At 72.1% G+C, this 20,157-nt stretch carries 20 protein-coding genes; 9 read left to right on the forward strand and 11 right to left on the reverse strand.

Annotation, left to right across the window (positions count from 1 at the left end):
- Positions 1-40: 40 nt before the first annotated feature.
- Complete coding sequence (locus ACLJT4_RS24155) at positions 41-907, reverse strand: helix-turn-helix transcriptional regulator (protein ID WP_411125084.1); 867 nt, start codon at positions 905-907, stop codon at positions 41-43.
- 71 nt (positions 908-978) lie between these two features.
- Between ACLJT4_RS24155 and ACLJT4_RS24160 the strand changes: the two genes are divergently transcribed.
- Positions 979-1,695, forward strand: coding sequence for an SDR family oxidoreductase (locus tag ACLJT4_RS24160; protein WP_411125085.1), 717 nt, complete (start codon positions 979-981; stop codon positions 1,693-1,695).
- 29 nt (positions 1,696-1,724) lie between these two features.
- On the opposite strand, the gene ACLJT4_RS24165 is transcribed toward ACLJT4_RS24160, so the two are convergent.
- The 6 genes from ACLJT4_RS24165 to ACLJT4_RS24190 all read right to left on the reverse strand — a co-directional run bounded on the left by ACLJT4_RS24165 (position 1,725) and on the right by ACLJT4_RS24190 (position 6,793).
- Entirely contained in the window at positions 1,725-1,949 is a 225-nt protein-coding gene (locus ACLJT4_RS24165; RefSeq protein ID WP_411125086.1) for a hypothetical protein, read from the reverse strand.
- A 199-nt stretch (positions 1,950-2,148) separates the two neighbouring features.
- On the reverse strand, positions 2,149-3,870 hold the full coding sequence (locus ACLJT4_RS24170; protein WP_411125088.1) for an acyl-CoA dehydrogenase family protein: 1,722 nt from the start codon (positions 3,868-3,870) through the stop codon (positions 2,149-2,151).
- A 67-nt stretch (positions 3,871-3,937) separates the two neighbouring features.
- Positions 3,938-4,495, reverse strand: a complete 558-nt coding sequence (locus tag ACLJT4_RS24175; protein WP_016573672.1) for a PadR family transcriptional regulator — start codon at positions 4,493-4,495, stop codon at positions 3,938-3,940.
- Between the two features lie 111 nt (positions 4,496-4,606).
- Positions 4,607-5,179, reverse strand: a complete 573-nt coding sequence (locus tag ACLJT4_RS24180; RefSeq protein WP_411125091.1) for a dihydrofolate reductase family protein — start codon at positions 5,177-5,179, stop codon at positions 4,607-4,609.
- A 205-nt stretch (positions 5,180-5,384) separates the two neighbouring features.
- Positions 5,385-6,125, reverse strand: coding sequence for an SRPBCC family protein (locus ACLJT4_RS24185; RefSeq protein ID WP_411125093.1), 741 nt, complete (start codon positions 6,123-6,125; stop codon positions 5,385-5,387).
- Between the two features lie 2 nt (positions 6,126-6,127).
- Positions 6,128-6,793: an ArsR/SmtB family transcription factor gene (locus ACLJT4_RS24190; protein ID WP_411125095.1), complete on the reverse strand. Its 666-nt coding sequence runs from the start codon at positions 6,791-6,793 to the stop codon at positions 6,128-6,130.
- Between the two features lie 195 nt (positions 6,794-6,988).
- On the opposite strand from ACLJT4_RS24190, the gene ACLJT4_RS24195 reads away from it, so the two are divergent.
- Entirely contained in the window at positions 6,989-7,381 is a 393-nt protein-coding gene (locus ACLJT4_RS24195; RefSeq protein WP_411125308.1) for a GrpB family protein, read from the forward strand.
- 140 nt (positions 7,382-7,521) lie between these two features.
- On the opposite strand, the gene ACLJT4_RS24200 is transcribed toward ACLJT4_RS24195, so the two are convergent.
- The 4 genes from ACLJT4_RS24200 to ACLJT4_RS24215 all read right to left on the reverse strand — a co-directional run bounded on the left by ACLJT4_RS24200 (position 7,522) and on the right by ACLJT4_RS24215 (position 11,387).
- Positions 7,522-8,652, reverse strand: a complete 1,131-nt coding sequence (locus tag ACLJT4_RS24200; protein ID WP_411125097.1) for an agmatine deiminase family protein — start codon at positions 8,650-8,652, stop codon at positions 7,522-7,524.
- Between the two features lie 140 nt (positions 8,653-8,792).
- Complete coding sequence (locus tag ACLJT4_RS24205; RefSeq protein WP_411125099.1) at positions 8,793-9,887, reverse strand: agmatine/peptidylarginine deiminase; 1,095 nt, start codon at positions 9,885-9,887, stop codon at positions 8,793-8,795.
- A 294-nt stretch (positions 9,888-10,181) separates the two neighbouring features.
- A complete protein-coding gene (locus ACLJT4_RS24210; protein WP_037635980.1) occupies positions 10,182-10,766 on the reverse strand; it encodes a TetR/AcrR family transcriptional regulator in 585 nt (194 codons plus the stop codon).
- Between the two features lie 63 nt (positions 10,767-10,829).
- Positions 10,830-11,387 (reverse strand): TetR/AcrR family transcriptional regulator, encoded by a 558-nt coding sequence (locus ACLJT4_RS24215; protein ID WP_411125310.1) that lies wholly within the window; start codon positions 11,385-11,387, stop codon positions 10,830-10,832.
- 183 nt (positions 11,388-11,570) lie between these two features.
- On the opposite strand from ACLJT4_RS24215, the gene ACLJT4_RS24220 reads away from it, so the two are divergent.
- The 7 genes from ACLJT4_RS24220 (at position 11,571) to ACLJT4_RS24250 (ending at position 20,105) form a co-directional block, all read left to right on the forward strand.
- Positions 11,571-13,112: a serine/threonine-protein kinase gene (locus tag ACLJT4_RS24220; protein ID WP_411125101.1), complete on the forward strand. Its 1,542-nt coding sequence runs from the start codon at positions 11,571-11,573 to the stop codon at positions 13,110-13,112.
- Between the two features lie 614 nt (positions 13,113-13,726).
- A complete protein-coding gene (locus ACLJT4_RS24225; RefSeq protein WP_411125103.1) occupies positions 13,727-14,737 on the forward strand; it encodes an agmatine/peptidylarginine deiminase in 1,011 nt (336 codons plus the stop codon).
- Positions 14,738-14,836: 99 nt separating this feature from the next.
- The gene (locus ACLJT4_RS24230; protein ID WP_411125105.1) at positions 14,837-16,492 is read left to right on the forward strand and encodes an ABC transporter substrate-binding protein; all 1,656 of its coding nucleotides are present in this window, start codon (positions 14,837-14,839) and stop codon (positions 16,490-16,492) included.
- On the forward strand, positions 16,489-17,448 hold the full coding sequence (locus tag ACLJT4_RS24235; protein ID WP_411125107.1) for an ABC transporter permease: 960 nt from the start codon (positions 16,489-16,491) through the stop codon (positions 17,446-17,448). Before ACLJT4_RS24230 ends, ACLJT4_RS24235 begins: the two co-directional genes overlap by 4 nt.
- Positions 17,445-18,302 carry an ABC transporter permease gene (locus ACLJT4_RS24240; RefSeq protein ID WP_331248935.1) on the forward strand — a complete coding sequence of 286 codons (858 nt, stop codon included), beginning with the start codon at positions 17,445-17,447 and terminating at the stop codon, positions 18,300-18,302. Before ACLJT4_RS24235 ends, ACLJT4_RS24240 begins: the two co-directional genes overlap by 4 nt.
- A complete protein-coding gene (locus ACLJT4_RS24245) occupies positions 18,302-19,315 on the forward strand; it encodes an ABC transporter ATP-binding protein (RefSeq protein WP_411125110.1) in 1,014 nt (337 codons plus the stop codon). Before ACLJT4_RS24240 ends, ACLJT4_RS24245 begins: the two co-directional genes overlap by 1 nt.
- Positions 19,308-20,105: an ABC transporter ATP-binding protein gene (locus ACLJT4_RS24250; RefSeq protein WP_411125112.1), complete on the forward strand. Its 798-nt coding sequence runs from the start codon at positions 19,308-19,310 to the stop codon at positions 20,103-20,105. Before ACLJT4_RS24245 ends, ACLJT4_RS24250 begins: the two co-directional genes overlap by 8 nt.
- Positions 20,106-20,157 lie beyond the last annotated feature (52 nt).

Consider the following 20,157-nt stretch of genomic DNA (forward strand, 5'->3'; position numbering starts at 1 on the left):
ACCGTGCCCAGGAGATTACCGAACGGCCCTGCCGAATTGGCTACGCCGGACCACCGAAAGACCCGATAGCCCCGTCCGACGGCGCTGTAGAAAAACAGGAAAGGCGATCCAACCGGTGCAGCGCCCTGGCCGAGGGGGATCCCGGATCGGCCGTGATCAGGACGACTTCCTGGTCGTCCTCCGGGACCAGGAGCACGTCGCAGTTCAGGCGGAGGCTGCCCGCCGTCGGGTGGTCGACGGACTTGGTGCGGTGACCCGGGGCGTGCACCGGACGGGTCTCCCAGAGCTGGCGGAACTCCTCGCTGCCGGCCCGCAGTTCGCCGAGCAGGGCGGTGAGCTGCCGGTCGTGCGGGTAGCGGTCGGCGGCCCGGAGCAGCCGCGCGACCACGATGTGTCCGAACTCCTCGGTGCTGGAGCTACCGTGGCTCCGTCCTTCCCCGAGGAACCGGCGCCGGGCCAGGTTCGTCGTCCCCTGACCGAGGTCGCCGCCCAGGAGCGCCTGGGCCAGCGGGTTCCAGGCGACGACGCCGTAGGCCGCGTCGGTGACGATCGCACCGGTCTCCGGCAGACGTTGCAGCATCCGGGCCACGTGCGGGCGTACGCGCCGCACCGCACCGGTGGCGGGCGGCGGCGCGGGCGTGCCGGCCAGGCGGAACAGATGGCTGCGCTCGGCCGGCGTCAGGCGCAGTGCCTGGGCCAGTGCGTCGAGGATGCGGGGCGAGGGGCGGGGACCGCGGGCCTGCTCCAGGCGCGCGTAGTAGTCGACGGACATGTGGGCCAGCTCCGCCACCTCCTCGCGGCGCAGGCCGGCGGTGCGGCGCGGGACGCCCGTGGGCAGGCCGAAGTCGTGCGGGTGCAGGGCCGTGCGGCGGTCCCGCAGGAATCGGGCCAGTTCCTGCCGCGCCATGGTCGCTCCCTCCGCTGCCTGGTACAGGTTGTCCCTGGCGGCGGGTTCGGCGCCAGGGGACCGTGGGCGTCATGAACGATCGCACGGCACTGGTCACCGGTGCCAACAAGGGAATCGGCAAGCACATCGCCCGGCTGCTCGCCGCGGAGGGTTTCGGCGTGTACGTGGGATCCCGCGACGCCGGACGCGGGCGGCGGGCCGTCGAGGAGATCGGCGGCGGGGCACGCCTGTTGGTCCTCGACGTGACGGACCCGAACCGCATCGCCGCGGCCGCGCAGCAGGTGGACCGGCTCGACGTGCTGGTCAACAACGCGGGCGTCTCGCCCTCGCTCGCCCCGCCGACCGACACCGGCACGGACGACCTCCGGCGCACCTACGAGACCAACGTGTTCGGGGTCGTCGCGGTCACCAACGCCTTCCTGCCCGCCCTGCGCCGCTCCCCGCGCCCCCGGATCGTCAACGTCTCCAGCGGGACCGGTTCGTTGACCTGGAGCACGCGGCCGAACCCCCAGTTCTCCCCCGGCAGCGGCGGTGCCGCCGCGTACCGGTCGTCGAAGGCCGCCCTGAACGCCCTCACCGTCCTGTACGCCCGGACGCTGGCCGAGGAGGGCTTCAAGGTCAACGCGCTCGCCCCTGGTCTGCGGGCCACCGACCTCAACGCCCGGGCGGCCGAGGCGGGTGGGGACCCGGCGGAGGCCGCCCGGGGCGCCGTACGGCTGGCGCTCCTGCCGGACGACGGGCCGACCGGCGGGTTCTTCTCCTGGGACGGCACGCCCGTGCCCTGGTGACCGTGGCGCCTGGCGGGGCCCGGCGGAGCTCAGATGCCGAGGCCGACCAGTGCGCCGAGGTTCGTTTCGTAGCCCGCGTCCCGCTCGGCGCCGGTGTCCGCGGAGGCGGCGGAGGCCGCTCCGATCGAGAGCAGGACGGCCATCAGGGGAGCCGCGACGAGCCGCAGGGCGCGGGAGCGGTGCGCGGCGGCGCCGGTGGTGGGGCGCGCGTGGTCGACGTCGTGGGTGTTCTCTGCCAGCTGCGTGGGGTTCATGCGACAAGAGGTAGTGCATGCGCGGGCACGTTGCGCGGGGCGCGCCGTGGATGCGGTGCGCGAGGGCACGATCGGCGGGACGTCCGGCGAGCCGCTCTGGCGCCGGTCCCCGTCCACCGGTGCCCCGTTTCGGCGCAAGCGGGCGCGGCCCGGGGCCGGTTGTCCGGCCCCGGGCCGGCGGGCGCTGCGCGGGGGTGCGTTACGGCGCCATCTCGTACGCCCCGGCCAGTGCCTCGACGCGCTGCCAGACACGGGCGGACCGGGCCTCGTCGGTGACCGGGCGGCGGACCGCGCCCAGTGCCCAGCGCTGCTGGTCCTCGGTGGCGGAGTCCTTGCCGTGCAGTTCGACGGCGTGCGTGGAGAAGTCCCGGACGAGGACCGCGAACAACTCGTCGAGGACGTCGTTCTCCAGGCCGGTCAGGTCCGCCTGCTCCAGGATCAGCTGGCCGTGCACGACCAGCGCGAAGAGCTGGCCGACGGCGAGGAGGAGGTCGAGGTCGCGGCTCTGCTCCTCGTCGGGGGCGGCAGTGGTGACGAACGCACAGAGCGCGTCGGCCTGTTCGCGGAAACGGGCGACGTTGGGCAGCTCGGCGTAGCGGTCGTAGGCGGCGCGCCAGTCGTGGAAGCGGATCGCGCCCAGGCCGCGGGCGGGCCCCTGCCGGAAGAGGAAGGCGTCGTCGGCCGCGTCGAGGCGGGTCGGCACCGGCGCGTACGCGGCGGGGTTGAGCAGGTGGTTGCCCATGAACTTCAGGATCAGGGCGAGGTTGACGTGGACCGTGCCCTCCAGCTTCGGCAGGCCCCGGATCTCGGTGGCCGCCTGGGCGAAGTAGGTGTCCTTCTCGAAGCCCTTGGCGGCGATCACGTCCCACATCAGGTCGATGACCTTCTCGCCCTCGGTGGTCACCTTCATCTTCGTCATGGGGTTGAAGAGCAGGTAACGGCGGTCGTCGGGGCCGGCGGAGCGGAAGTAGTCGACGGCGCGGTCGCTGAACAGCTTCATGCCGACGAGGCGGACGTAGGCGTCGGTCAGTTCGCGGCGCACGTGCGGGAAGGCGGTGACCGGGCGCCCGTAGAGGATGCGGTTCTGGGCGTGGGTGACGGCCTCGTACATGGCGTGTTCGCAGATGCCGATGGCGCCGGTGCAGAGGTTGAACTTGCCGACGTTGACGGTGTTGAGCGCGGCGTCGAAAGCGGCGCGCCCGGTGTGCAGGACGTCCTCGGGCCCCACCGGGTAGTCGTCGAGGCGGAACTCGCTGACGTACTTGGAGGAGTCGACGACGTTCTTCACCAGGTGGTACGCCGGGTGACGGCTGTCGGCGGCGAAGAAGACGTAGCCGTCCGGGCCCTCGACGTCGGTGCGGCGGCCGAAGACCGAGACCAGGCCGGCGGCGTTGCCGTTGCCGATGTAGTACTTGGCGCCGCTGGCCCGGAAGCCGCCCTCGCCGTCCGGCTCCAGCAGCATGTCGGTGGAGTAGATGTCGGCGCCGTGGGCCTTCTCGGACAGGCCGAAGGCGAACACCTCGCCCTGGTCGAGGAGTGCGGCGGCGCGGTCGCGGGCGGCGGCGTTGTCGCTCTGCCAGACCGGGCCGAGTCCGAGGATGGTGACCTGCCAGGCATACCAGTAGTCCAGCCCGTAGAAGCCGAAGATCTCGTTGAGAGCGGCTATCCGGGCGGTGTCCCAGCGCTTGTCCGGCTGCCCGTCCGCGGCGGAGGCGGGGGTGAGGAACTTCGCGAACAGCCCCTCCTTCGCGGCGAATTCGAGGAAGTCCGCCAGCCAGGCACGGGAGCGGTAGTCCTCGATGAGCTTGCGCTTGCCGCGCGCCTCGAACCAGTCGACGGTGGCGCGCAGCAGTCGACGGGTCTCGGCGTCGAAGTGCGCGGGGTCGTAGGTGCGGGGGTTGAACAGCAGGGAATCCGCCATGGGGGGACGCCTTTCCGAGCTCGGTGGTTTCGGGTGAGGGGTTCGGGGCCGCGGCGCCCGCGCGGGGTCAGGGCGCGGGGCGGAGCCGGTGGAGGGTGGCGAGGACGTCATCGAGCCAGGCGATCGTCATCCGCTCGTAGGCGATGCCGCCGCGCAGCACGACGTGTTGGAGTTCCTGTCCGGCGTCGAGCGGGGCGTCGGCACCGGGGCCGGTGAAGTCGCGCTGCTCGCCCGCGAGGTAGTGGGTGAGCCGGTCGGCGTGTGCCTGGCGGTGTCGCTCGACCTCGCGGATCAGCGCGGCCGGGTCGTCGAAGACCGCACCGCGGATCTTGACGGCGAGGTCGTGCCGGACGCTCTCGGGTTCGACCGGTTCGTGCAGCCACCCGGAGAGCGCGGCGCGGCCGGGGCCGGTGACGGAGTACTCCTTCTTGTCCGGCCGGCCCTGCTGCGGCACGTCGCGGACGTCGATCCAGCCGTCCTGCTCCATCCGCTTGAGCACGCGGTAGATCTGCTGGTGGGTCGCGGTCCAGAAGTAGCCGATGGACCGCTCGAAGCGCCGGGACAGCTCATAGCCGGAGCCCGGTTTCTCCAGCAGGGAGACGAGGATCGCGTGTTCGAGCGCCATGCCCCGATCTTGCTATGCAACTTGTTGCATAGACAAGCGGCGCCGCCCGGGTGAGACGCGGCTCACCCGGGCGGCGCCCCGGCCGGACGGTCGTCGCGACCGGCGACGTCGTCAGCGCACGACCTCGAAGACCTGCTTCTGCACGCCGTTGGCGTAGGCGTCGTGCTCGATGAGCTTGAGCTTCTGGGCGTCCTTGTCCGCGGCGCTGAACAGGCGCTTGCCGGCGCCGAGCAGCAGCGGGTAGACGAGCAGGTGGTAGCGGTCGATCAGGCCGGCGTCCGAGAGGGCGCGGTTCAGCGAGGCGCTGCCCTGGACGATGATCGGCCCGCCCTCGCTCCGCTTCAGGTCGGCGACCTCGTCGAGCGAGCGCAGGATCGTGGTCTCGCCCCAGTCGGCGACCAGTCGGTCCTCGGTGAGGGTGGTGGAGACGACGTACTTCGGCAGCGTCTTGTAGCGGGCGAACTCCGGCATGGTCGGCCACACCGGACTGAACGCCTCGTAGCTGACCCGGCCCATCAGGATCGCGGTGGCCTCCTCCTGCTCCCGCCCCTTGATCTCGAACGCCTCGGGGACGAACTCGACGTCCTTGAAGGTCCAGCCGGCGTTGCGGTAGCCGGATTCGCCGCCGGGGGCCTCCACGACGCCGTCGAGGGAGACGAAGGCCGTGCTGATCAGAGTACGCATGGGTGATTCCTCGGTTTCTCGGGTGCGGGCGATTTCTCATGCGTGCCCGGCGTGCGTTGCGGCCGGTCGGCGGGCCGGTGCGGGCCGACGGTGATACGGCTGGGAGCCCCGCACGGAGCGGGGTTGCCAACAGTGCCTGGCGACAGTGCCTGGCGGTGATGGATCACGGAGGGCCGGACGGCGCGGACCCGCCGTGCCGGCGGTGTCAGGCGAGGGCCGCGGTCAGCCACTCCTGCCAGGCGACCTCGGCTCCGTGCGCGTGCGGGCCGAAGAGGTGGTGGAACATCAGCACCGGGCCGCCGACGCCGTGGTGGAAGGTGTAGAGCCCGTCACCGGTCCGGACCTCGAAGCGCTCGTCGTCCGCCCAGACGACCTCGCCGTCCAGGGGCGGCAGGCCCGCCGGCTCCGCGTGCACCCGCGTGCCGTCGACGAGCGAGGCCGGCAGCGACAGGGCCCGGTAGAGGGCCGCCCGCACCTCCTCCGCCGGCCGGTCACCCGGCATCGCCACGGCGAAGACCGGAACGCCGGTCCGGCCGCGGAAGTGGCCGAGGTACTGGCCCAGGGTGTGGAGGTGGAAGGGCCAGCCGCGGCGCAGTGCGTCGTACTCGTCCTCCCAGTCGTCGCCGAGCAGGCCGCTGTGGACGACGCGGAGCACGGTACTGCCCTCCTCCCGGCCCTCGATGAGGTACTCGAACGCCATGAAGCGGCCGTCGTCGGCGGTGCCCGTGCGGGTGGCGAAGCGTCGGCCCGGCTCGTAGGCGGTGACCACGGCCTCTTCGCGGTGGCCGCCGGTTTCCATCCCGGCGACACCGCCCTCGCGCGGTTCGACGTCGTTGCGCCCCATGAACCAGGAGTCGATCCCCGGCCCCGTGGCGATGGCCTCCCAGACCTCTTCCGGGGTCGCCGGCAGGGTCGTCGCCAGCTCGATCTCGAACGGATGGGTCATCTTCACGCGTCCTGTCCTGCTGTGGTGTGCGTCGTTGCGGTCTCTCCGGACGGCTGCGGATCCGTCTGCCCGCTCGGATCCGTGGGCTGCACGGCGGGGATCTGGTGGAGCCCGACCACCACGCGGTGACTGCGGCCCCGCGGGGCGGACTCGTCGTGGTAGCGGCCGACGAGGTCCGCCACCGTGCGGGTCAGTTCGTCGGCGAACGCCGCCCGGTCGGCCGCGGAGGCGAACCGCACCTCGGTGTCGATGCCGAAGGTGGCGACCCGCTTCCGGGCCCGGGAGGCACCGCTCACCAGGGCGCCGACCTCCTGCACCAGCCGCGCCCCCAGCGCCAGCAGCCAGCGGGCGGAAAGCTGGTCCGGCGCGCGGGACGGGTCCGGACTGACGGCGCTCAGGGCGCTCGGGGAGATCACGTAGGAGGCGGCGGTGGCCTGGTAGATCCGCTCGGTGACGTTCCCCTTACGGCGCTCCTCGGCGAGCTCGACCAGCCCGTGGCGCTCCAGTTCCTTCAGGTGGTAGTTGATCTTCTGCCGGGGCAGCCCCAGCCGAGCCGCCAACATGGCGGCCGAACCGGGCTCGGCGAGGGCGGCGAGGATCCCTGACCGTATGGGGGCCAGGGACGCCTCGGCGGCGGCGGGTTCTTCGATCACGGCGACATCCAGCACCGCTCCAGAATCGTACCGACAAAAAAATTTGTCAAGGAAGGGGAAGTTGTCGGCGTGCGGAACGGCGGCCAAGGCGGCCAGGCTGCGCGTCCCACGCCGTGTTGACACCATGGCGAGGAACGCGGCCAAACCGGTCCTCGATCTCCAGGTGAGCGTGCAGGATCTGGCGGAGGCGGAGGCCACGTTCGCCGGCCGCTGGCCGAGCGGGGCTTCGCCCTCGCGCCGTATCGGCAGGACCACGTTCCCGCCGGCAGTGACGACGATCCAGCGCGCTGGACGAAGCGGCTGTGGATCCGTCAGGGCCATCGGGGGCTGGACGTCAACCTCCATGTCCGGAGGTCCGGTTCGCCGAACGAGCGGCTGGCGCTGCTGTTCCGCGACTGGCTGCGGGCGCACCCCGAGGCGGTACCGGCCTACGCCCGCTTCAAGCAGGTACTGGCGCAGGCCGTTCCGGATCTCGCCACCTACGCCGACGTCAAGGATCCCGTGGTCGATCTCGTGGTCGCCGTCGCCGAGCCCTGGGCACGGGCCACGGGGTGGCAGTCGTGCACCACGACGACGGCTCGGCCCGTGGCCCCCCGTCGCTGACTTCCCCGCCCTCCCTGGTCAGCAGGGCCCCGACCTCGGGTGCGGAAGGGCGTGGAACTGCCGCACGGGGACGGTCGGGCGGGCCGGACATTCGCCGGCCCGCACCCGACGCAGCAGACGCCACGCCCCCATCGAATCCGCTACTTGGCCGGCTTGCCCGGCTGGTCGTGGGTCGAGCAGTGGATGCCGCCGCCGCCCGAGGCGATGGTGTCGATCTTCACCTGGACGATGTCGCGCTGGGGGAAGTGGTCCTGGAGGATGCCCTTCGCCCGGTCGTCGGCCTCGGTGTCGCCGAAGCGCGGCATGAACACGGCACCGTTGGCGACGTAGAAGTTCGCGTAGGTGGAGACGAAGGCGTCGCCCCGGCCGGTGATCTTGTCGAGGTCCGGCTGGGGCAGGTCGACGACCTCCAGCGACTTGCCGCGGGCGTCCGTGGCGTCCTTGAGCACCGTCCGGGCCTGGTCGGCCGCGCGCGACCAGACGTCCGGAGGGCTGTCCGGGAAGGCGCGGTCCACCAGGACGACACCGGGCGCGGTGAACCGGGCGATGCTGTCGACGTGCGCGTCGGTGATGTCCTTGCCGCGCACCCCGGCCAGCCAGAGCACCTTCTCGATGCCGAGGCTGCTCTTGATGTCGGCCTCGATCTGGTCGCGGCTCTTGCCCGGGTTGCGGTTCTTGTTGACCACCGAGCTCTCGGTGATCAACAACGTGCCCTCGCCGTCGGTCTCGAAGGAACCGCCCTCGGCGACCAGCGGGGCCTTGGTGCGCGGGATGTCGTACTTGTCCAGCAGGAGGCGGCCGACCTGGGCGTCGTTGCGGTGCTCCTGTTTGTTGCCCCAGCCGCTGAAGTTGAGGTCGACGCCCAGGAGGCGGCCGGAGTCCTCGACGAACAGCGGGACGGTGTCGCGCGCCCAAAGGTCGTCCACCATCAGGGGGATCACCTCGACCTGGGACCCACAGGCCCGCTGGGCCGCGTCCTGCTGCTCGGGGCGGGCCATCAGCACCACCGGCTCGTACTCCGCGACGGCACGGGCCACGCGCGCGATGTCCTCCCGGACGGACGGTAGTTGGTCGCCCCAGACCGACTCCAGGGCCGGCCAGGACATGAAGGTGCGGGTGTGGCTGTCCCACTCGGCGCCGAACCGTCGTCCCGACGCCTTCGAGGAGGGGGAGGCGGGGCCGCTGGGAGTCGCGCGCGGACCGCAGGCCGCCGCACCGAGGGCGAGGGCGCCGACGCCGGCGAAGGAACGCAGGACCTTGCGGCGGGACATGGGGGGAAAAGACACAGAGAACTCCGGCATTCAACGTGCGAGCCTGCATTCAGGAGAAATTCGGCCTGAATGTCGGCTGCTGCGGGTTAAGGGTATTCGACGGCCCTGGCGAATTCGGGCAGGTCTGGGGGCGTGGCTGCCTACGGGACGGGTTGGTGCATCGTGGAACAGTGAATTCCACCGCCGCCGCCCATGAGGCGGTCGACGTCCAGTTGGACCACCTCGCGGCCGGGAAATGCCTCGGCCAGCGTCCGGCGGGCCGCGGCGTCCGCCCTCACGTCGCCGAACTGCGCGGTGATCACCGCACCGTTGACGAGGTGGAAGTTGAGGTACGAATCCACGAACGTCGAGCTGCGCGGGCGCACGCTGTCGGGCCCGTCCACGCGGATCACCTGGAGGCGACGCCCCCTGGCGTCGGTCGCGGCGGAGAGAATGGCGTACTGCTCGCGCGCGTCCCTGGCCCAGACGTCGTTCCGGTCGTCCGGCGGGACCTGCACGAGGACGACACCGGGGCGGACGAAGCGGGAGGTGACGTCGATGTGGTTGTCGGTGATGTCCCGGCCGCGCACCCCGGGAACCCAGATCATCTTCTCGGCGCCGTACGCCGCCAGGACCGCCCTTTCGATGTCCTCCCGGCTCATGCCGCGATTGCGGTTCTTGTTCACCAGGCTGCTTTCGGTCGCCAGCACCGTGCCGTCACCGTCGGTCTCGATCGAACCGCCCTCTCCGACGAATTCGGCCTCGCTGAAGGCGATTCCGTTGAATTCGGCGACGGACCAGGCCACTTCCGCGTCGTCGTGATGCGTCTGCTTGCGTCCCCATCCGTTGAAGTTGAGGCCGACGGCGTCGAGGTTGCCACGGCCGTCGCGCCGGAAGACGGCACAGGTGTCGCGCATCCAGAGGTCGTCCGTGGGGATCGAGTCGACGACGGTGACGCCTGGGCCGCAGGCGGCCGTCGCGTCCTCGGCGGTGACGTCGTCCGGCGCACACATGATCACGGGCTCGTACGCCGCCACCGTGCGGGCGACCAGGGCGATGTCCTGCTGGACGCCCGCCAGGTGGCGCCCCCAGATGGATCTCCGCGACGGCCACGACATCCAGGTCCGCGCGTGGGGAACGTCGTCCGCCGGCACGCGCCAGTCGTGCGCTCCGGCGCCACCGGCCTGGGCCCCGCGCGAGGGACGCGGCCCGAGGAGGGTGTCGAGCAGCCACTTGCCTACGGGGAGGTCGTTCATGGGGGGCTCCACATCGAATCCGTGAGTGCGGGCGATCGTCGGCCGCGGGTCCTGTGCGGACCGTGGGCGAAGCGGTCCCGTCGCCGCCGTCCAAAAGCGAGCGCGTCGACGACGCGCACGGCGGGATCGGGTGCGGCCGCACCACCTACACCCGGGATGCCGTGGCGGCGGGGCGTAGCGCGTGAGTCCGGGCGCGTCAGAGACCCGGTATCACCATGCCCCCACTGTGACACTGACTGGATTTTCAGTCAACTCGCTCGCCAGGCGCGTCCCCGTTTCGCGCCCACCCGGGAGTCAGCCCTGAGGGCTCCCGGCAAGCTCGCGCTCCAGCGCGGCGGCGACGTGCGCCCGGGCCTCGGCGGTGCTGAGCAAGCCGGCCAGCCAGCGTCCGCTCAGCCCCTCCACCAGGGAGGTCAGTCGGACCGCGACGGCCCGCGAGTCGACCGTCGGGGGAATGCTTCCGTCGTCCTGCCCGTCCTCGATCAGCTCCGCGACGTCCACGAGCCAGCGCTCGGTCAGCGACGCGAGCGTCGGTCGCAGCCCGTCCTCGAACGTCGCGGCGGCCCGGACCTCGCCCCAGACTGCGGAGTTCTCCCGCACGGTGGTGTCGTCCTGGAACTCCGCGGCCAGGAGGGAGAGCAGCAGCTCACGGATCGGGGCACCGCCAACCGCCGCGACGTCGGCATAGCTCTCGGCCCGGTCGTTGACGTAGTCGAGGGCGCTGGTGACCAGTCCGGCACGGTCGCGGAAGTGGTAGTAGATCAGGGTCTTGGAGACACCCGCCTCGGCGGCGACGTCCTCCACGCGCAGCCCGCGGACCCCGCGCAGGGCTATCACTCGGCAGGTTGCTTCCAGCAGCTTGGCTCGTCGGGTAGTCACGTGCGTACAGTAACCACCGGGGTGCCCCGGGGCGGGCCCCGCGGCGGCGGACTCGCCCCGCCCCTACCGACGCCCCAGCCGTTCCAACTCCGCCTCTACGGCGTCCCGTACGAGCGCGCGGGCGTGCTCCAGGGGCAGGACGCCGCCGAGCCACCGCATGCTGAGCCCTTCCACCAGGCCCGTCAGCCGCTCGGCGGCGACGGTCAGGCCGGCGGCGGTGGCCAGGGGGCGCATCCGGCCGAGCAGTTCGGCGACCTCCTGGACCCAGATCAGCGTGGCCCTGGCCAGGTCCTCCCGCAGCTGGGGCTCGAAGATGGCGCTGGCGCGCAGCTCGCCCCACGCCGTGCTGTTCTCCCGCACCTCCTCGTCGTCCTGGAGCTCCAGGAGCAGGGCCTGTTCGAGTTCCTGCCGGGGGCTGAGGGCGGGGGCGTCCGGGGCGCGCCCGGTGGTGTAGCCGGCGGCCCGGTCATTGATGAACTCCAAGGTCCGGCGCAGGATGCCGGCCCGGTCCTTGAAGTGGTAGTAGATGAGGGCGGTGGACACACCGGCCTCCGCCGCCAGCTCCTCGACCCGCAGTCCGCGCACCCCGCGCCGGGCGATGACCCGCGCGGCCGCCTCCATGATCGCTGTTTTACGGTCACTCACGGTTACCCACCTTAGTTCCACTCCCCCGCTCTTCCGCCCTGGAATCCAGATTGACTGAAACTTCAGTTAGCATCAGCCGCGCGGCCGTCGATCCGGTCCCTCACTCCCGATCGGTCCTCGGCGGCTCACCTCCGCCGCTCCTTCCGAAAGAGCCACACCATGACGACCCACCGTCCCGGCGCGCTGCCCCGCCCCGCGGCCCTGGCCGCCGACGATCCGGAGGAGATCGGCGGGTACCGGCTGCACGCCCGGCTCGGCTCGGGCGGCATGGGGCACGTGTACCTGGCGTACACACCGGGCGGCCGGCCGGTGGCACTCAAGGCGGTGCGGCCGGAACTCGCCGGCGACCCCGAGTTCCGCCACCGCTTCGTCCAGGAGGTGGCCAACGCCCGGCGGATCCACGGCCTGTACACCGCGCAGGTCGTGGACGCCGGCGTCGACGCCGTGACGCCGTGGCTGGCGACGGCCTACGTGCCCGCCCCGTCCCTGCACGAGGTGCTCCGCCGGCACGGTCCGCTCCCGGTGCAGACCGTGCTCCTCCTCATGGCGGGCATCGCGGAGGCGCTGCAGTCGATCCACGACGCCGGCGTGGTCCACCGCGACCTCAAGCCGGCCAACGTGCTCGTCGCCGCCGACGGCCCCCGGGTCATCGACTTCGGCATCGCGCGGGCCGCCGACGCCGTCGCGCTCACCAGCGCCGGCCTGCGGATCGGCACGCCCTCCTTCATGGCCCCCGAGCAGGCCCTGGGGCGCGTCGCCACCGCCGCCACTGACGTCTTCGCGCTCGGCGCGCTGGCCGTGTACGCCGCGAGCGGCACGCCGCCCTTCGGTGACTGCCCCGAATCCGTGGCCCTGTACCGGGCGGTCCACGAGCCGCCCGACCTCGCCCGCGTGCCGGTCGGACTGCACGACCTGCTGGGGCGGTGCCTGGCGAAGGACCCCGCCGACCGCCCCACCACCAGCGCGGTGATCGAGGCCGTGCGGGCCCACCCCGCCGTGGGCGCCCAGGTGCGGTTCACCGAGGCGTGGCTGCCGACGGCCGTCCACACCGAGCTCGTGCGCCACGGCGAACCGTCCCCGCCGGCCCCGGCGCCCCACGCACAGCCCACCGTCACCGCCACCTCCCCGCCCCTGCCACCGGTCGAGCGGCCCGGCCCGTCAGCGCCGGCCCCGGCGCGGCGCGGGCGGCGCACCGTCCGTTGGGTCGTGCCGGCGGTGGTCGCCGCGCTGCTGCTCGGCGGCGGTGCGGTCTACTACTTCGACTACCCGCCCGAGGACACCGCGTCGTCCGCCGGATCCGAGGAGTCGCGGGGCGCGCCCGAAGACGCGTACGGCCCGGGATACGCCGGCGTGGAACTGACCTCCCCGGATCCGGGCTACGAGTTCGACCTGCACGACGGCAAGGTCGTTCCGGAGTCCAGCGTCGACTGGTACCTGTCGCGTTCGGCCACCGAGTTCGCGGTTCCCGCGGACAGCGACGCGTTCGTCGCCCCCGGAGACAGCCTCACGCTCGGCGACTGCCTCGCCGGCATCGACACCGCCCCCGCGTCCTCCTTGAAGTTCGACGCGCTCGAAGACCAGCACCCCTTCTGTGTCCGCAGCCCCAACGGCCGGGAGGTCGCGATCGTGCGGCTGGTCGAGGTCGCCCCCGGCGGCGGTGAGGTGTCGGTCTCCCTCAGCCAGTACCGCAAGGACGGCTGAGCCCGCCGCGCCCCTCCCCCGCGAAACGGCGGGTGCCTGGCACGCGCCGTTTCGAAATCGAGCAGCCCCCTGACCTCTGCCGCCTGTCTTCTTGACTGAATTTTCAGTCAGTGTCAATCTTCACGCGGAACGACGCCGCTCACCTGCCACAGAAAGCGACGCAATGATGCACAGAGACGAACGCAGCGGACTGGTCACCCTCGACGGCGCCCCCGTGTGCTCCGAACCCGCCGACACCGCCTCCCTGTCCAGGCTCCACTTCCCCTGAGGGGCGCCGGGTGCCGGGCCGGAGCCCACCCGTGGCACCCGTGCGGCGACGGTCTCGACGGCGCCCTCCGGCGGCGCCACGTCGCCCGCTCCGGCCTGCCCGGCGCCCCCTGGGCCCAGCCTGCACCCCCATCCCCTCTGACGCCGCAGGATTCTTCGTCGAACTTCTTGACTGAATTTTCAGTTCGGGGCAAGATTCCCGCACATCGAAGGTCCACCCCGCACTGGACCTCTCAACGCGCCCTGGATCATCGGCAATCGCCTTGCTTCTGCCGCCCTGGCGCCCGCCGTCTCGCACACCCGGCCTCCCCTCCTCCCGTCCGGAAAAACCGGAGAAGAGAGTTCCCATGAGCTTCCGCATGCCCGCTGAGTGGACCGCACACGAGCGCTGTCTGATGGCCTGGCCCACCCGGCCCGACCTGTGGGGCAGCGTCCTGGACGCGGCCCAGCAGGAGTACGCCGACGTGGCGCGTGCCGTCGCCCGGTTCGAGCCGGTGACCATGGTCGCGCCGCCCGGCCACGGCGACGAGGCCCGCGCCCTGTGCGGTCCGGGGATCGAGGTGCTCGAACTGCCCATGGACGACTCGTGGTTCAGGGACTCCGCACCGCTCTTCGTGCTCGGCCCCGACGGCCGACGGGCCGGCGTGGACTTCCGCTTCAACGCCTGGGGCGGCAAGCACCGACCGTTCGACGCCGACGACCGGGTCAGCGGCCTGCTGCTCGGCGTGCTCGGTGACCCGTCCGTGCGCTCCGAGATGGCCCTGGAGGGCGGCGCCATCACCGTGGACGGCGAGGGCACACTCATCACCACCGAGCAGTGCCTGCTCCACCCGAACCGCAACCCGGGAATGAGCCGCACGGAGATCGAGGCCGAGCTGAAGGCCCGGCTCGGCGTCAGCAAGGTCATCTGGCTGCCGTACGGCGGTCTGCTGGACACCGAGACCGACGGCCACGTGGACGGCGTCTGCGCCTTCGTCGCCCCCGGCAAGGTCGTGGTGCAGCTGCCCGACGACCCCGCGCACCCGGACCACGCACGGATGCGGGCCAACCGCGCGGTGCTGGCCGCCGCCACGGACGCCCGCGGACGCCACCTGGAGGTCGTCGAGCTTGCGCAGAGCGCGTTCGTCGAGGTCGCCGGTGCACAGGTGGAGGTCGGGTACCTCAACTTCTATCTGGCCAACGGGGGCGTCGTCGTCCCGGTCGCCGGCCTGCCACAGGACGCCGAGGCGCTGGCCGTCATCGCCGCGGCCTGCCCCGATCGCACGGTGGTGGGCGTACCGGCCCGGGTGATCGCCCACGGCGGGGGCGGAGTCCACTGCATCACCCAGCAGGTTCCCGCCGTGGCGCCCGGGGCCTGAGCGCACCGCGCCCGCGCCGGCCCCGGGCCGTCCGTCGCCCGGACGGCCCAGGGCGGCCACCCTCGCCCGACCCGCCGTGCAAGGAGAGGAACCGCATCGATGCCCGCACCTCCACCCCGCCCGAGGAGCCGCCCTCCCCGGTGGCGAGCCCTCGCAGCCGGGGCGCTGTCCGCCCTCCTCCTGACGTCCGCCTGCGCGGGGCCGCCTCGTACCGGCTCCTCCGGCACGCGCACCGACTTCCGGCTGTCCGCGCGCACCCCGGCCGCCAAGGGAGAGATCGACTCCTTCAGTTGGGCCCTGTACGCGGAGCCGTCCACGCTCGACTACGTCTCCGCCTTCGACTACCCGCAGAACATGATCCTCTCCAACGTCTGCGAGAGTCTGATGCGGTGGACGCCCGGGCTCACCATGGCCCCCGGCCTGGCCCGGAAGGCGTCCCATCCCGACCCGTTGACCTGGGTCTACGACCTACGGCCTGGCGTGCGCTTCCACGACGGCGGCGTGCTGAGCGCCGACGACGTGGTCTTCAGCCTCAACCGGCAGCGGGACCCGGCCAACGGGTCGGCGTGGGCCTCGGTGTTCAAGAACGTCGCCGCCCTGACCAAGACCGGCCCGCTCCAGGTGACCGTGCGGCTGGCCCGGCCCGACTCGCAGTTCCCGCAGTACATGGCGACCGCGGCCGGGGTGGTGGCGAGCCGCTCCGGGATACGGGCGGCGGGCCGGGACTACGGCACCTCCGGCAGCCTGGACTGCACCGGCCCGTTCCGGCTCGGGACGTGGGACAAGGGCCAGTCCGTCGAACTGCGCCGCTTCGACGGCTACTGGGGCCGACGGGCCAAGTCGGCGAAGGTGGTGTTCCGCTTCCTCCCCGACGCCTCCGCGCGGACCAAGGCGATGCTCGGCGGCGAGGTGGACGGCGGATACCTCATCCCCACCGAGAGCTACGCCGCACTGCGCTCCAGCGGTGTCGGCTCCCTCTCCTTCGGTGAGGGGCTGAGCACCGTCAACGTCAACGTGACGAACATGCACGGTCCGCTCGGCGACGTCCGGGTTCGTCGCGCGCTGTCCCTGGCGCTGGACCGACGCGGTTTCGTCACGACCGGTCTGAGCGGGGCCGGAGCGGCCACCGGCGCCCTCACCGCCAAGGCCGCCTGGGCCGCCGCCCCCGCACCGGTCAAACGCGCCGCCTTCGACCCACTGCCGCCGACCGACCGGAACATCGCCGCGGCCCGCAGGCTCGTCGAGGAGGCGGGCGCCACCGGCAAGACGGTCACCCTCGCCACCAGCTCCATCGGCCAGGACGTGTCCCTGCTGGCCACCGCGGTGCAGGCGGCCGGCACCCGGATCGGACTCGACGTCCGCCTGAAGACCATCGCCCCCAACGCCTTCTCGGCGCTGTTCACCGACCCCGAGGCGCGCAAGGGGATCGACATGTTCCCGGAGACGTACTACGACTCCATCACCGATCCGCTGGACCTGCTGAGCAACTTCCAGACCGGCGCCTACCAGAACTACGCCGGCTACCACGACCGGGCCTACGACGCCCTGGTCGACCAGGCCCGGGCGACCGACGACCCGGCCCGACGCCTCGCCGTCGAGGCCCGGCTCCAGCACAAGGCGGCCGAGCAGGTCCTGTGGATCCCCGTCGCCGAATGGCCCACCGCCGTGTTCCTCAACAACCGGATCACCGGCGCACCCACCACCATCTGCTACCTCTACTACCCCTGGGCCGCCGACGTCGGGGCCGCGCGATGAACTTCGTGCGATTCGCCCTGCGACGCGTCGCGGAGATGGCCGCCACCCTGCTCGGCGCCTCCTTCGTGATCTTCAGCGCGATGTACCTGGCGCCCGGCAACCCCGCGAGTTTCCTGTTGTCGGGACGCTCCGCCTCGCCGGAGACCCTGCGCGCCCTCAACGCCCAGTACCACCTCGACGCCCCGTTCGTCGTCCGGTACGCCCGCTGGCTCGGGCAGTTGCTGCACGGCGACTTCGGCCGCTCGATCACCTACCGCACCGACGTGTCCCGGCTCCTCGCGGACCGGTTGCCGGCGACCCTGCTGCTGGTCTTCATGGCGCTCGTCCTGGTGCTGGTGGGAGGGCTCGTACTGGGCCGGATCGGTGCGGTCCGCGGCGGCGCCGTGGACTCCACGATCCTCATCACCACCGCGCTCGCCGTGGGCACCCCCTCCTTCGTCGCCGCGGTCCTGCTCCAGGGGCTGTTCGCGCTGCGGCTGCACTGGTTCCCCGCCGGCGGTACCGGGGACGGCCTCGGGCAGCTGCTCTGGCACCTGACGCTGCCCGCGCTCGCCCTCGCGCTGTACCTGATCGGCATGCTGGCGCGCGTCACCCGCGGCGCCATGCTCGACGTCCTGGGCCAGGAACACGTCACCGTGGCGCTCAGCCGCGGGGTGCCGAAGCGCCGGGTCATCGGTCGCCACGTGTTCCGCAACGCGCTGGGCACGGTGCTCACCACCGGCGGCCTGATCGTCTCCACCCTGCTGGTGTGCACCGTCCTGGTCGAGTCCGCCTTCGGCGTCGGCGGCATCGGCCAGCTCCTCGAACTGTCCATCACCACCAAGGACTTCCCCACGGTGCAGGCCATCTCCCTGATCATGGTCGGGCTCTTCATGGCGGTGAACCTCGTGGTCGACCTCCTCCATCCGCTGGTCGACCCGCGCGTCACCTACGGCCCGGGGAGGTCGATCGGATGACCGCCGTCGTCCCCCTGCGCAGACCCGGTTTCGCCCGGATCCGCACCGCGGGCGCACCGCTGTACCTGCTCTGCCTCGCGGCCGTCACCCTGCTCGTCCTGGCGGCGCTGCTCGCGCCCTGGCTCGTGCCGGCCGATCCCAACGCGGTCGACCTGGGCAACGCGCTCGCCGGCCCCTCGGTGGGCCACCCGTTCGGCATCGACGCATCCGGCCGCGACACCCTCTCCCGCCTGCTCGTCGGCGCCCGCACCTCACTGCTGGGCCCGCTCGGGGTGGTCGCCTTCTCCACGCTGACCGGTGTCGTCGTCGGCGCGCTGGCGGGATGGCGGGGCGGTTGGTTGGACTCGGTCCTCTCCCGCAGTACGGAACTGGTCTTCGCCTTCCCCGGGATGCTGCTCGCGATCCTGATCGTCTCCGTGTACGGCGAGGGGCTCATGGCGCCCGTCCTCGCCCTCGCCGTCGCCTACCTCCCCTACGTCAGCAGGCTCACCCGGTCCCTGGTGCTCGCCGAGCGTGAACGCCCCTACGTCAGCGCCTCCTTGGTCCAGGGACAGTCGGGCCTCCAGGTCTGCCTGCGACACGTCCTGCCGAACATCGCCCCCGTCGTCCTCGCCCAGTCCACCATCAACTTCGGCTACGCCCTCATCGACCTGGCCGGCCTGTCGTTCCTCGGTCTGGGCGTCCCGGCGCTCACTCCCGACTGGGGCCGGATGGTCTTCGACGGCCAGACCGCCGTTCAAGAGGGCTATCCCCTCTCGGCCATCCTGCCCTGCGCCGCGATCGTGTTGACCGTCGTCGCCTTCAACGTCGTCGGCGAACACTGGGCCGACCGGGTTGCCAGGAGGGACCGCTGATGAGCACCCTCGTTTCCCCCGCCCTGCTCGACACCGCACCCGTCCTCGACATCAGGGGGCTGCGGCTGCGGCTGCCCCGCACCGCCCGGCCGGTGCTGGACGGCGTGGACCTGACCGTCTCCGCCGGCGAGACCGTCGCCCTGGTCGGCGAGTCCGGCTCCGGCAAGACCCTCACCTCGCGCAGCGTCCTGCGCCTGCTGCCACCAGGGGCCGTCGCGGAGGGCCGGATCGCCGTCGCCGGCGCGGACGTGCTCACGCTGACGCCCCGGCAGCTCCGGACGCTGCGCGCCGGCACCGCGGCGATGATCTTCCAGGACCCCCGGGCCGCCATCAACCCGCTGCGCCGCATCGGCGACTTCCTCACCGAGAGCCTGCGCCTGAACACCAAGACGCCCACCGCCGCGGCCGAAGAACGCGCCGGCGCGATGCTCGAAGCCGTCGGCCTGCCTCCGGCACTGCTGCGGCGCTACCCGAGTCAGGTCTCCGGTGGCATGCTCCAACGCGTCATGATCGCGGCGGCGTTGATGGGGGAACCCGCCCTGCTCCTGGCCGACGAGGCCACCACCGCCCTCGACGTCATCAGCCAGGCGGAGATCGTCGCCCTGCTCACGGACCTGCGCACCCGGTTCGGCACCGGGCTGCTCTTCGTCACCCATGACCTCGGCCTGGCGGCGGCCCTCAGCGACCGGGTGTGCGTCATGTACGCCGGCCGGATCGTCGAATCGGCCCCCGCCGGGGCCCTGTTCGCCCGGCCGCGGCATCCGTACACGGCCGCGCTGCTCGCCGCCACCCCACGGCTCGACGCACCGCGGGGTCGGCTCGACGCCATCGAGGGCCAACCCCCGGACCTGCGCACGGAGTTGACCGGCTGCCCGTTCGCGCCGCGTTGCGCTTCCGCGACCGACGTGTGCTTCGAACGAACACCCGCCGCGGACGCGGTGCCCGGCGACCCCGCCCACCTTGTCTCCTGCCACCACGGCGACCGGCTCGAAGGGAGCACCGGCCATGTCTGAGCCCGCCCTGGCCGTCACCGGACTGTCCCGCTCCTACGGCACCGTCCGCGCGGTGGACGACGTGACGTTCACCCTCCCCTCCGGCGGGTCGCTCGGCATCGTCGGCGCGTCCGGCTCGGGCAAGACGACCACCGCCAGGATCGTCGTCGGCCTGGAACACGCGGACGCCGGCGAGGTCGTGGTGCGCGGCCGGCGGCGCGGCGACCGGGCCCGCGGACGGGCCGCCCGCCTGGCGCGCGCCCGCGAGGTGCAGATGGTCTTCCAGGACCCCTACCTCTCCCTCGATCCGAGGGTCAGCGTCGACGCGCTGTTGCGGGAGACCCTGCGGCTCCACTTCCCCCGGGTCGACCGCTCCCGCCGCACGGCAGAACTCCTCGACCAGGTGGGGCTCGGCACCCGGGCCGCGGGGGCACTGCCCCGGCAGCTCTCGGGCGGCCAGCGGCAACGGGTCGCCATCGCACGGGCGTTGGCGGTGGAACCCGCCGTCCTCGTCCTCGATGAGGCCGTCGCCGCACTCGACGTCTCGGTGCAGGCACAGATCCTGAACCTGCTCGCCGACATCCGCGCGCAGACCGGCATCAGTTACCTGTTCATCACCCATGACCTCGGGGTGGTGCGCTGCGTCACGGACGACGTCGTCGTCATGCGCCAAGGACGGATCGTCGAATCCGGCGGTACGACGCAGGTTCTCGACTCCCCCCAACACCCCTACACCCAACTGCTGTTGGACTCCGTCCCCCGCCCCGGGTGGGATCCCCGGGCCATCGCCACGGCCCGACGGACCCCGTAGCCGCACCGGCCCCGGAACGGATCCGTACACCACTGATCCACCCGACCGATCG

This window comes from Streptomyces sp. x-19, assembly GCF_046549115.1.
In the GTDB taxonomy this organism is placed as follows: domain Bacteria; phylum Actinomycetota; class Actinomycetes; order Streptomycetales; family Streptomycetaceae; genus Streptomyces; species Streptomyces albulus_C.

What these genes read in the sequence shown, in the direction of transcription:
- ACLJT4_RS24155 (WP_411125084.1), bottom strand. Translation starts at nt 907, where the DNA reads ATGGCGCGGCAGGAACTGGCCCGATTCCTGCGGGACCGCCGCACGGCC.
- ACLJT4_RS24160 (WP_411125085.1), top strand. Translation starts at nt 979, where the DNA reads ATGAACGATCGCACGGCACTGGTCACCGGTGCCAACAAGGGAATCGGC.
- ACLJT4_RS24165 (WP_411125086.1), bottom strand. Translation starts at nt 1,949, where the DNA reads ATGAACCCCACGCAGCTGGCAGAGAACACCCACGACGTCGACCACGCG.
- ACLJT4_RS24170 (WP_411125088.1), bottom strand. Translation starts at nt 3,870, where the DNA reads ATGGCGGATTCCCTGCTGTTCAACCCCCGCACCTACGACCCCGCGCAC.
- ACLJT4_RS24175 (WP_016573672.1), bottom strand. Translation starts at nt 4,495, where the DNA reads ATGGCGCTCGAACACGCGATCCTCGTCTCCCTGCTGGAGAAACCGGGC.
- ACLJT4_RS24180 (WP_411125091.1), bottom strand. Translation starts at nt 5,179, where the DNA reads ATGCGTACTCTGATCAGCACGGCCTTCGTCTCCCTCGACGGCGTCGTG.
- ACLJT4_RS24185 (WP_411125093.1), bottom strand. Translation starts at nt 6,125, where the DNA reads ATGACCCATCCGTTCGAGATCGAGCTGGCGACGACCCTGCCGGCGACC.
- ACLJT4_RS24200 (WP_411125097.1), bottom strand. Translation starts at nt 8,652, where the DNA reads ATGTCCCGCCGCAAGGTCCTGCGTTCCTTCGCCGGCGTCGGCGCCCTC.
- ACLJT4_RS24205 (WP_411125099.1), bottom strand. Translation starts at nt 9,887, where the DNA reads ATGAACGACCTCCCCGTAGGCAAGTGGCTGCTCGACACCCTCCTCGGG.
- ACLJT4_RS24215 (WP_411125310.1), bottom strand. Translation starts at nt 11,387, where the DNA reads ATGGAGGCGGCCGCGCGGGTCATCGCCCGGCGCGGGGTGCGCGGACTG.
- ACLJT4_RS24220 (WP_411125101.1), top strand. Translation starts at nt 11,571, where the DNA reads ATGACGACCCACCGTCCCGGCGCGCTGCCCCGCCCCGCGGCCCTGGCC.
- ACLJT4_RS24225 (WP_411125103.1), top strand. Translation starts at nt 13,727, where the DNA reads ATGAGCTTCCGCATGCCCGCTGAGTGGACCGCACACGAGCGCTGTCTG.
- ACLJT4_RS24230 (WP_411125105.1), top strand. Translation starts at nt 14,837, where the DNA reads ATGCCCGCACCTCCACCCCGCCCGAGGAGCCGCCCTCCCCGGTGGCGA.
- ACLJT4_RS24235 (WP_411125107.1), top strand. Translation starts at nt 16,489, where the DNA reads ATGAACTTCGTGCGATTCGCCCTGCGACGCGTCGCGGAGATGGCCGCC.
- ACLJT4_RS24240 (WP_331248935.1), top strand. Translation starts at nt 17,445, where the DNA reads ATGACCGCCGTCGTCCCCCTGCGCAGACCCGGTTTCGCCCGGATCCGC.
- ACLJT4_RS24245 (WP_411125110.1), top strand. Translation starts at nt 18,302, where the DNA reads ATGAGCACCCTCGTTTCCCCCGCCCTGCTCGACACCGCACCCGTCCTC.
- ACLJT4_RS24250 (WP_411125112.1), top strand. Translation starts at nt 19,308, where the DNA reads ATGTCTGAGCCCGCCCTGGCCGTCACCGGACTGTCCCGCTCCTACGGC.